The organism is Patulibacter sp. (assembly GCF_030655195.1).
Lineage (GTDB): Bacteria > Actinomycetota > Thermoleophilia > Solirubrobacterales > Solirubrobacteraceae > Patulibacter.
This window is the reverse complement of sequence record NZ_JAURWA010000043.1, coordinates 1-11,106: the sequence shown is the minus strand read 5'-3', so window position 1 is coordinate 11,106 and position 11,106 is coordinate 1. Positions and strand designations below refer to the sequence as shown.

The following is an 11,106-nucleotide window of genomic DNA, read 5'->3' as shown; positions in this document are numbered from 1 at the left end:
CCCGCGCCGCGCCGTCCCGGCCCGCCCGAGCGTGCACCGCGGCCTCGCCGGCGGTGCTCGTCGAGGTGCCGACGCCACCGGGCAGCTCGCCGAGCCACCCCGTCAGCCCGCCCAGGCGCATCGCCTGGAGCATCGTCTCGGTGTGCTGCAGCTCGTGCTGGAGGACGAGCTCGAACAGGACGTCGTCGACGCCGCGCTCCGCGACGACGTCGAGCACGCGGGCGCGGACCTCGTCCATGTAGCCCCAGGCCGCAGGGACGTCCAGCAGCTCGAGGTCGCCCCGGGCCTGGCGCGGCGTCTCGAACGCGTCGTAGAGGGCCGCCAGCTCCGGGTGCAGCAGCGGCCGCTCGCCGTGGCGGTGGACGAGCCACAGGTCCTCGTACGCCGCGATGTGCGCGAGGTCCCAGACCAGCGGGCTCATCAGCGGGTCGATCTGGGTCTCGAGCTCGTCGCGGGTGAGGTCGCCCACGAGGATGCGCGTGCGCTCGCGGACGGCGGCGAGCGCCTCCAGCGGGTCCGCGGGGAGCGGGGAGCGCAGGGCCGCGACGGGACCGGGGACGCCGCGCACGGCGGCGGGGCCGGGCCCGCCGGCCCGGTCGTCGTGGTCGTCGGCGCGCTGGGAGGGGGCGGTGCTCACGGAGAGGCTCCGGGGATCTCGGGGCGGCCCCGCCGATCGACGCCACGCGGGGGCGCTTGACCAGGCAGGACCAGGGTGGTGCCGGACCCACCGGACACCCGGCCGGGGACCGGTGCGGGCGATGGGGCCGACGATCTGACGGGCTCGTACCCGCACCCGCATGGTCCCATCCGGCACGGTCGACGTCGAGCCCGACGGGCGACGCGGTGCCCCGGCCCGCGAGCGGTCGACCGCGCACGGGTCCCCGGGAGCTCGCCGCGAGATCCGACCCGCGGTAGCGTTCCCCGGCCGCCGCTCCCGGACCGGGACCCTCCCCGCGGCACCAGAACGACCGACGGGACCCCGCATGACCGACCAGCGCATCCTCATCACCGGCGCCGCATCCGGCCTCGGCCTGGCCCTGGCGACCCGCTACGCCCGCGACGGCCGTCGCGTGCTGCTGACCGACCTCGACCAGGGGGCGCTCGACGCCGCCGTCGAGACGATCGCCGCCGGTGCCGGGGCGGGCGTGCGCGAGCGGCTGGCCACACGCGTCCTCGACGTCCGCGACGACGGCGACTGGGAGGCCGCGCGCGACTGGGTCACGGACGCCTGGGGCGGCCTCGACGTGCTCGTCAACAACGCGGGCGTGGCGACCGGCGGCCGCTTCGAGCACCTGCCGATCGAGGACTGGGACTGGATCCTCCAGATCAACCTCATGGGCGTCGTCCGCGGCTGCCGCACGTTCGTCCCGGTCATGCGCGCGCAGGGCTCGGGTCACCTGGTGAACATCGCCTCGGCCGCCGGCCTGCTGAACCCGCCGGTGATGGCGTCCTACAACGTGGTCAAGGCCGGGGTCGTCTCGCTGTCGGAGACGCTCCGCCACGAGCTCGAGCCCGCGGGGATCACGACCTCGGTCGTCTGCCCGACGTTCTTCAAGACCGGGCTCGCGGGCAGCTTCCGCACGCCGGACGAGGCGGTCCGGCGCACGATGGAGAAGCTCGTGACCCAGAGCGACGTGCCCGCCGACGTCATCGCCGGTCGCATCCAGAAGGGCGTCGAGGCGGGGCGCTTCCTCATCCTCACCGACCGCGAGGGCGCCGTGGCGTGGGCGGTCAAGCGCTTCGTCCCGCCGCTGTTCCGCCGCGAGGCCCGCAAGGGCGCCGCCCGGCTCCTGGCCTCGATCGCCCGCAGCGAGCGGGAGGCGGCCGCCGGCAGCCCGCAGCCCACGGCGAAGGTCTGACCTCGACGGCCCCCGGCCCCGCGCACGGCGGGACCGGGGGCCGAGGGCACGCTCAGCGCAGCCGCACCGTGCGGGTGCTCGTGGCGGTCGCGCCGGCCGCGTCCCTCGCGGTGATGGTCACCCGCACCCGCTGCCCGCGGACCCTGCGGGCGATCGGGGTGGAGAGCCGCAGCGCCACGGAGCGCGCGCGTCCGCCGGTGAGCCGGACGTTCGCCCGGGTCAGCGTCGCCCCGAGGCCGAGCCTGCGGGCGACCGTGGCCGTCAGCCGCACCGTCGCCGTCGCGCGGCACGCCGTGGCGCAGCGGACGCGCAGGGGGATGCCGCGCGAGCCCGCCGCCAGGCGGATCGTCCGCGTGGCGGGCAGCCGGACCGAGAGGAACGTCCGGCCCGCCGCACCGGTGGCACCCGGTGCGCCGTCCGCGCCGGCGGAGCCGCCCGGGCCCGTCGCACCGGTCGCGCCGCCGGCCCCGTCCGGTCCCGCAGGTCCGGTCGCCCCGGTCGGGCCCGTGGGACCGGTGGATCCGGTCGCCCCCGCGGCGCCCGAGGTCCCCGTCGCCCCGTCGGCCCCGGCCGGTCCGGTCGCGCCCGAGGGGCCGCTGGGTCCGGCGGGGCCGGTCGCCCCGGTCGGGCCGGACGGTCCCGCCGGGCCGGTCGCCCCGTCGGCGCCCGAGGGCCCGGCCGGACCCGCGGGGCCCGTCGGGCCTCCCGGCACGGAGGCGACGGCCGCCTTCGGCTCCTGGAACGCCAGGCCGGTCAGCTGGATCTCGCCGGTCGGCGTCGCCCCGCCGAACCCGAGGGACACGGAGACGACCTTCGTCAGGTCGAGGCCCGTGAACTCCGACAACGGGATCCGCACGCTCGAGAGCAGCTCCTTCCGGGCGGTCGTGCCCGGGTGCGGCTGCAGGGCCGACGAGTACCGGTCGCTCCGGACCGTCCGGGACAGGCCCGACGCGTCCTTCAGCGTCACGAGCGCGACCTGCTCCTGGTCGGGCGGGTTGAGCGGGCTGAGGAAGTTCACCCCGGCCCGGAACGTCAGCGTCCGGAACGCCGAGACGTCCTGGCCGGAGGCACCGAGCGCCACGTCGAGCGACGCCGCCCCGGCCCACGACAGCGTCAGCTGCGCGGTGGGGGAGCGGTTCGGCGACGCGCCGCAGCCCGTCGTGGTCACCACGAGGACGCTAGGGACGCAGGCGGTCGGCGCGGCGGTGAAGCCGGTGTAGGAGACGGCCTCGCCCGTCGGCGTCTTCTCAGGTGCCGGGCCCGCAGTGGTCGGATCCAGCAGCGGGCGCACGTCGGGGGCGGCCGCGACGTAGGCGGTCTGCAGCACGTTCCGGCAGGTGATCCCGACCGGGGCGCCGTCGCCGGCGGGGTCCTCGTCCGGGCAGATCGAGGCCGGGACGCCTTCGCCGCGCACGATCGGGTCGAACTGCCGCTCGTCGCCGACGTAGCGGCGCAGGAAGCCGCCCATCATCACGACGCCGACCCGCTTCTGCTCCGGGTAGGTCAGGCGGGTCGGGGCGACCTTGACGTTGCAGTGCGGATCGCCGAAGCCGAACAGGTTGGCGTCGTCGTTGGTCCAGACGGTGTTGAAGAAGTTGTGGTTGGCGCCCTGCACCGTGAACTGGATCGCCGGATGGCCGCTGGCGGAGATCCGGCGGCGGTTGCGCTCGAAGACGGGGGCGCCCTGGAGGTTGAAGACGTCACCGTCGCAGGCCGGGAGCGCGGTGGCGAAGGCGACGTCCTGGAACTCCGGCTGCAGCGCGCCCTGACCGTCGACGGGGGCGAGGGAGAACACCGCCTTCAGCGCATACCGCTTTCCGAAGTCGGGGTTGGCGGCGGTCAGCGGCGAGCCCGCGGGCTCGTAGTCGAGCTTCCAGCTCGCGGCCTCGTCCGCCGTCCTGGGCCGGCTGGCGTTGTAGGCGGCGAAGAGGTTGACCGCCTCGCCGCCCCGGGAGTGCCCCATGACGCCGACGCGGCTCGTATCGACACGGCCCTTGAGCAGGCCGCCGATGCCGTTGGGCCCGTCGTGGGTGTTCCAGCCCTCGACCATGTCGAGCGCCCGGCTCATCAGCTGCGTCCGCCCGAGGTACCCGCCCCGGTTGGCGTTGTTCGACCAGGCGGTGATGTCGTTGACGTCGAGCGAGACGACGATGTAGCCCTGGGTCGCGAGCTTCGCCGCCAGGTAGTCGTAGCCCTGGTAGGACCGGGCGGCGTCGATCTCGAGCGCCTCGTCGGCGGCGGCGGGGGTCGAGGTGCACGTCCCGCCGGAGTAGGCGGCGAAGAGCGCGCCGGGGTCCGTCGCCAGGCCGTACTCGGCGAGGCGGCTCTGGCAGGTCGAGTGGTTGCCGTGGACGAAGACGAGGACGGGGTAGGGTCCGCTCCCGCCGGCGGGCAGGTGGATGTCGCCCGCCAGGCGCGCGTCGAGGAGCTGCGGGGCGACGGCGGGGACGGCCGGGGTGGTCCCCGACGCGGGAATCGCGGGCCGGCCGCTCACGCCGACGGTGATCTTGTCGGTCGGGCTGACGTTGGTGTCGCCGTCGGTGTCCGCGATCCCGGCGGCGGCGTAGGTGCTGAAGTCGAACTCCGCCCGCAGCGAGCCGTACGGCCCGTTGACCGTCGGGTCCGCGATCGTGGTCGACGGGAAGGTGGTGTCGGCCGAGGCGACGCCGGTCGAGGCCAGAAGGGCCCCGAGCGTCGCGAGCAGCACGAGTGATCGTCGGAAGGGGTGCATCGTCCTGGGGTGTCGGGGCCGCGACAGGAGCGGGGGACGACACGCCGGCGACCGGTCGGCGCCCAGGGATCGTGGCAGCGGGCGACCGACCCCCCGATCGTCCGGGTGTCGAAGGTCGGGACCGGCGATCTGGACCCCGGGAGGGATCCCGTCGCCCGGCCCTCGCCGATCGGGCGCGGGCGCCGGCCGGCCGCGGGACGGCCCCGTCTGCGGGTGGCCGGCGCCGTCCGCTCCGCTCGACGACCTGTCCTCCGCTCGACGACCTGTCCTCCGCTTGACGACCTGCCCTCCGCTTGACGACCTGTCCTCCGCTTGACGACCTGCCCTCCGCTCGACGACCTGCCCGCCGCTTGACGACCTGTCCGCTCGGTGGCGAGCATGCGCCGCATGAGCACGAGCGCCACCGGCACCCGCCGGGCCCGTCCCCGCGATCCCCGTCACCTCCTGCACCGGGTGGTGGCATCCCCGCCGGTCCGCGTCGCCGACGGGGTCGAGCTGCTGCGAGGCGGCCTGACGCGGACGATGAACGTGCTCCTGATCGACGACCCCGACGGCCCCGGCGTCGTCGTCTTCGACACCGGGGAGCAGGGGATGGCGCCCGCGATCCTCGAGGCCGGGCGCGCGCGGGGCGGCATCTCGCGCGTCGTGCTGGGCCACGGCGACACGGACCACCGCGGCGGGGCGCCGGCGATCGCCGCGGCCGGCCGCGGCGCGATCCCGGTCGAGTGCCACCCCGACGCGCTGCCCTACGCCGAGGGCGACGGTGGCCGCGAGTACTGGCGTCCGGAGCTGCTGCCGCCGGCGGTCCGGCGGTTCCACGCCGCGATGCACCACGTCTGGGACGGCGGGCGCGTCCAGATCACCGGCAGCGTCCGCGGCGGCGACCGGATCGCGGGGTTCGACGTCGTCGAGCTCCCGGGCCACGCACCGGGTCTGATCGGCCTCTGGCGGTCCTCCGACCGCCTGGCTCTGGTCTCCGACGCCTTCTACATGACCGACATGTGGGGTCGGCCGCAGGCACCGGCGCTGCCGGTCCGGGCCTACAACCACGACACGGAGCAGGCGCGCCGCAGCCTGCGCGCCCTCGCCGCCCTGGACCCGCGGACCATCGTCCCGGGCCACCTGGGCCCGCTCCGCGGCGTCGACCTGCGCGAGCGGCTGGAGCGTGCGGCCGACGCGCCGATGGACTGACGGGCGGGGCGGGCGGCGACGGAGCTGCCGGCCGACCACCGGGCGGTCGGCGCGCCGGACCCGCCGGACCCGGACCCGGTCCGAGAGGATCCGGCGTCGCGCAGCGGGCGGGACGTCCGTCGCGAGCCGGTCCCGGAAGGAGCAGGGCCCCGGCGATCGGGAGATCGCCGGGGCCCGAGGAGAGAGGGTGCACCGCGAGGCGCATGACCCATCTGCATGATGCGACGTGGGCCGCGCGCCCACCTCGGACGAGCGTCCCGAAGCGGGCGGCGCCGTGTTGGACAGCGGGTGTGACCGGCCGCACGCCCGCGGCGGCCGGCCCGCCGCGCGGGGCCCGGGCGCCATGCGCGCCCGGGCGACGGAGCCCGGTCCGCCGGCTACCGCTTGGTGCCGCGCACCGTCACGGTGCCCGGCTGCACCGACGTCGTGCCGGACGACCCGCGGAGCGACACCTTGATCGCGACCTTCGACCCGCGCTGCAGGCTGCGCCGCAGCGTGCCCTTCGTGGTGAACGACAGGGTCGTCGTCCGGCCGGCTCGCACGGTGATGGTCCGGTTCACGAGCGTCGCGCCGGCCCGGCGGATGGTCACGCGCACCCGGCAGGACGACGCCGCGCCCTTCGCGCAGGAGAGCGGGACGGACACGCGACCGGTGCGGCTCGCCCGCAGCGTCCGCGAGGTCACCCGGACCTTCCGGGCGACCGGCTTCGCGGCTGCGGGGGGCCTCGCGGGCGTGGCCGGCGTCGCCGGTGCAGCGGGGGTCCCCGGCGGGTTCAGACCGCCCGGTGTCAGGTTCGACGGCGGGGTCGGGGCCGTCGGCGCGGTCTGGGGCGCCTTCTCCGGCTCGATGACGATCGGCGTGGGCCGGGCGTCCTCGTCGTACTTCAGCGGCGGGAGCTGCGTCGGCTCGACGTGGCCCTTGAGGCGCTGCTCGATCGCGTAGGCGAAGCCGACGAGCTTCGGGTCGTCCCAGGCACGGCCCTGGATCTGCAGCGACACGGGGTGGCCGTGGTCGTTCTCGCCGATCGGGACGATGACCTCGGGGGCGCCGGCGTTCGAGGACGGGGCGGTCGCGAACGCGCCGCCGAGGGCGAGCGAGTCGTTGTCGTGGAAGTCCGAGGTGTTGTTCGGGTAGATCACGGCCTCGACGCTCGGACGCACGGTCGCGCCGTTCTCGATCCCGTCCATCCAGTCCTTGATCCGCTGCTTGTACTCGAGGCGGCGGTCGCGCTGGGCGGCCACCTGCTGCTGCGTCATCCGGCCGGTCGGTGCGGGGGACGAGGAGCGGTTGTAGGGCAGCTTCCTCTGCGAGTCCTGGATCTGGCCGGGCGTGTCGTACGGGGCCTCGGGGTGGGCGTCGAGCCAGCGGGCCCAGCCCTCCGTGCCGGTCGAGGTGCCGGGCGTCGGGATGGTCGCCGGCGCACCCGGTGCGGCGGGGACGGGCACGATCTCCGCGCCCATCGCCCGCAGCTCGTCGAGCGCGGCGTTGGCGACGGCGAGGGACCCGGGGGTGCCGTAGCTCGTGGACGTGAACGTGTCGGCGACGATGCCGATCCGCTTGCCCTTCAACGCCTCGGGGTCCAGCACGGTCTTCCAATCGGCCGGACGCTTCTCGTCGGCCGGGGCGGTCACCTCGTCCTCCGGGTCGGTGCCCGTCGTGACGTTCAGGACCGTCGCCAGGTCGGAGACCGAGCGGGCCAGGGGGCCGGCGTAGTCCTGCAGGAAGTTCAGGGGCATGACGCCCGAGCCCGAGCTCATGCCGTCCGTGCCGCGCAGCGCCACGAGCGAGCTGGCGCCCGACGGGGCGTTCAGCGAGACGCCGGTCTGGGACCCCATCGAGAACGCCGCGAAGCTCGCGGCGACCGCGACGCCGGAGCCGCCGGAGGAGCCCTGCGACGTGGCGGACGGCTTGATCGCGTTCCAGACCTGGCCCCACGGGCTCTCGGAGTGGCGGCCGGAGTTCGCGAACTCCGACATGTTCGCCTTGCCGAGGATGACCGCACCGGCGGCGCGCATGCGAGCGACCTGGAACGCGTCCTTCGTCGGGCGGAAGCCCTCGAAGACGAGCGAGCCGTTCGTGGTCGGCTGGTCCTTGGTGTCGTAGAGGTCCTTGACGGCGACGGGGATGCCGAGCAGGTCGGTGTCGCGGCCCTGGGCGCGGGCGACGTCGGCCGCCTTCGCCTGGGCCATCGCGTCGTCGGCGACGTGGATGAACGAGTGCAGGCCGCGCTGCCCCTGGTCGTACGCGGCGATGCGGTCGAGGTAGGCCCGCGTGATCTCCTGGGAGGTCGTCCTCCCGGAGCGCATGTCGGCCTGGAGCTCGGTGAGCGTCCTGCCGACCACGTCGTAGGGCGAGCTCGTGACGGGGACCTGCTCGACGGCGCCGGCCTCGGGCTGCGGCGGTTGCGCGGTGGCGCACGTCGCCGGCAGCGCGGCGTCGACCGCCGCCAGGTTCCAGTTGGCCAGCGTGCAGAGCTGGGCCGTCGGGATCCCGGTGAAGTCCGGAGCGGCGGCGAGGTTCGCGGCGGCCGTCCGTGTGGCGCTGATCTGGGCACCGGCGGTCTGGGCCGTGTCGCGCAGGCCGATGACGACGAAGTGCGCGATCGACCGCGTCTCGCCGGGCTGCAGCGTGATCCGCCGGAGGTAGCCGTGGAAGTTCGACTCGTGCCCGGTCAGCGCGAGGACGTTGGAGAACGGGTCGCGGAGCTGGTTGGCGGGCCGCAGGAGCGACCCCGCCAGGGCGGTCCCGGGCGTGCCGATGACGGTCGCGGACGTCCCGTTCTGGGTGGGACCGGACGTCGGCGTGGCGGCCGCGGCGGTCGGAGTGCCGACGGTGACCCACGAGTCGGCGTTGGAGATGGTCGTGTCGCCGCTGGAGGTCGTGAGCACCTTCGCGCTCGACGCCTGGAACGCCGGGTTGGTGTCGCTGCTCTGGCCGAGGATGCCGCCGAAGGAGACGTCGACGGTGACCGGGGCCGAGGTGCGGTTCGTGAACGAGTCGACGAAGCGCGCCCAGTTGGCGGTGCGCTGGATCTTCAGGTGGCGGCTGACGTCGATCCCCGAGATCCGCACGGGCGTCTTGGTCGTGAACGTGTCGAACCCGTCGAACGTCATGCCGAAGCCGCGGAGGAGCTCACCGTCGAGGCGGTCCTTCCGCGTGCCGGAGACGCTGACGCGGATGCCGCCGTAGCCGAGGAGCGAGCTCTGGTTCGTCCCGCGGATCGACCCGGTGTCGACCCCCGGCATCGCGGCGTCGTTGACGGCCCAGCTCTCGCCGTTCTGCGACGACACGTAGTTGATGGCCGACGCCTGCGGCACGACGGCGAGCGCCGCCAGGACGGACGTGGTGGCGGCTGCGGCGACGGCGGTGCGGCGACGGCGGGAGCGGGGTGATCGAGTGGACACGGGGTTCCTTGCGTGGGGCGGCGCGGGGCCGCGCGGCGGGAGAGGTCGGCGACGACGTGCCGCCGGGCGCCGATTCTTCTGACCACCCGACCGCGATTGGGCTGGTGTAGGGCCGACACATCCGTGGCGTGTTTGGACAACTGGAAGTCATGATGCGCCACGGATCTGCAGCGACCGGACGTTCCTGGAGCGCGCGTTCCAGCGCCGGGATCCTCGGCGACGCCCGCGTGGACGCGTGCGCTCTACGATCGTCGGGTGCCGCGACCCCACCCCACCTGGCTGATCGCCCCGCTCTCGCTCGTCCTCGGGTTCGCGGTCGCCGACGTCACCGGGGTGCGGCCGCTCGGCGGGATCGTGCTGTTCCTCGCGGCGCTGTGGTGCGGCCTGGAATGGCGCCGCACCCGCGGACTCGGGGTCGCCCTCGGTCTCGTCGTCGTCTACCTCGTGGCGTTCGGGCTGTCGCACCCGCTGGGCAAGGCCATCGAGTCGTGGCCGGCGGTGATCCTCGTCAGCGTCGCCGTCGGCGCCGTCGTGTGGGCCGCCACGGCCCGGCACCCGCGCGCGGCGCTCTGATCCGCCGGGCCCGGCGTGGCCCCGCCCGGTGGGACGGCGACCGGTCCCACGGCTCCGATGTCGTGCCCGAGCGGCTCGCCGCCGGGCGTGCGCGATCCGCCAGTGCGGCCGACGCGGACGATCGATTGGCGGTTGGCGCACGCCAGGCGTGCGCGATCCGCCGGTGCGGCCGACGCGGACGATCGATCGGCGGTTAATGCACGCCGGGCGTGCGCGATCCGCCGGTGCGGCCGACGCCGACGGCCGGTTGGCACCTGGCGCACGACAGGCGTGTGCGATCCGCCGGTGCGGCCGACGCCGACGGCCGGTTGGCACCTGACGCACGCCAGGCGTGCGCGATCCGCCGATGCGGCCCATGCCGACGGCCGATCGGCACCTGACGCACGCCAGGCGTGCACGATCCGCCAGTGCGGCCGACGCCGACGGCCGGTTGGCACCTGACGCACGCCAGACGTGCACGATCCGCCAGCGCGGCCGACGCCGACGGCCGATCGGCACCTGACGCACGCCAGGCGTGCGCAATCCGCCAATGCGGCCCATGCCGTCGGCCGATCGGCGATCGACGCACGCACGGCGCGCGGGCTCCGGCGGCCCGGCGACGCGACGGGCTCCCCGACGTCCGCGTCGCAGGAGGGATCGGCAGGCACGCCACTGCGGAGGATGCTGCGCCCTCCGGCCCGTCCGAGCGCCCGCCGACCCTCCGCCGACCCGCCGGCGCGCGGCACCGTCCGCCCTGCGCCGGGCGCTCGCATGCGTTGCCGTCCCCCGACCCGGGTAACGGTTCACCAAGCAACCATCGAGGAGCACACATGCCCGTCGCATTCCGCAAGGCCAGCACCGAGTGGCAGGGGACCGCCGCCGAGGGTGGTGGCACCACTACGTTCGTCAGCTCGCAGGCCGGGGGCCCGTTCCCCGTCAGCCTGACCAAGCGCGCGGACGCCGAGGACAAGAGCCAGACCAACCCGGAGGAGCTCATCGCCGCCGCGCACTCCACGTGCTACGCGATGGCGTTCTCCAACGTCCTGTCGCAGAACGACACGCCGCCGACCAAGCTCGACGTCGACGTGCGGGTGACGCTCGACAAGGCCGGCGAGGGCTTCGCGATCACGAAGAGCGAGCTGACGGTCAACGGCGACGTCCCCGGGCTGGACCAGGAGCAGTTCGAGAAGCTCGCGAACGAGGCCGAGCAGGCCTGCCCCGTCTCCAACGTCCTCCGCGGCAACGCCGAGATCACGCTGAAGGCCACGCTCTCCGCCTGAGCGACCGCGGCGAACCGGTGGGCCGCGTGCCCGCCGGCGTCTCGGGTCGCGTGCCCGCCGGCGTCGCGGGCCGCGCGCCCGCCGCCGGC

7 protein-coding genes are annotated in these 11,106 nt (G+C 75.1%); 4 read left to right on the top strand and 3 right to left on the bottom strand.

The annotated features are described in order from the left end of the window. A partial coding sequence (locus tag Q7T67_RS04695; protein ID WP_304786505.1) for a DinB family protein occupies positions 1–637 on the bottom strand: 637 nt, incomplete at its 3' end. Positions 638–983: 346 nt separating this feature from the next. Between Q7T67_RS04695 and Q7T67_RS04690 the strand changes: the two genes are divergently transcribed. Beyond that, entirely contained in the window at positions 984–1,859 is an 876-nt protein-coding gene (locus Q7T67_RS04690) for an SDR family oxidoreductase (protein ID WP_304786503.1), read from the top strand. A gap of 52 nt (positions 1,860–1,911) precedes the next feature. Here the strand turns inward: Q7T67_RS04690 and Q7T67_RS04685 are convergent, their stop codons facing one another. Beyond that, positions 1,912–4,566, bottom strand: a complete 2,655-nt coding sequence (locus tag Q7T67_RS04685) for a hypothetical protein (RefSeq protein ID WP_304786501.1) — start codon at positions 4,564–4,566, stop codon at positions 1,912–1,914. A gap of 411 nt (positions 4,567–4,977) precedes the next feature. On the opposite strand from Q7T67_RS04685, the gene Q7T67_RS04680 reads away from it, so the two are divergent. Then, complete coding sequence (locus tag Q7T67_RS04680) at positions 4,978–5,781, top strand: MBL fold metallo-hydrolase (RefSeq protein WP_304786499.1); 804 nt, start codon at positions 4,978–4,980, stop codon at positions 5,779–5,781. 377 nt (positions 5,782–6,158) lie between these two features. On the opposite strand, the gene Q7T67_RS04675 is transcribed toward Q7T67_RS04680, so the two are convergent. Then, positions 6,159–9,185, bottom strand: coding sequence for an amidase (locus Q7T67_RS04675; protein WP_304786497.1), 3,027 nt, complete (start codon positions 9,183–9,185; stop codon positions 6,159–6,161). A gap of 255 nt (positions 9,186–9,440) precedes the next feature. Here Q7T67_RS04675 and Q7T67_RS04670 point away from each other — a divergent pair, with 255 nt between their 5' ends. Beyond that, positions 9,441–9,758 (top strand): hypothetical protein, encoded by a 318-nt coding sequence (locus Q7T67_RS04670; protein ID WP_304786495.1) that lies wholly within the window; start codon positions 9,441–9,443, stop codon positions 9,756–9,758. A gap of 809 nt (positions 9,759–10,567) precedes the next feature. Continuing rightward, positions 10,568–11,017, top strand: coding sequence for an OsmC family peroxiredoxin (locus Q7T67_RS04665; RefSeq protein WP_304786493.1), 450 nt, complete (start codon positions 10,568–10,570; stop codon positions 11,015–11,017). Positions 11,018–11,106: the final 89 nt, after the last annotated feature.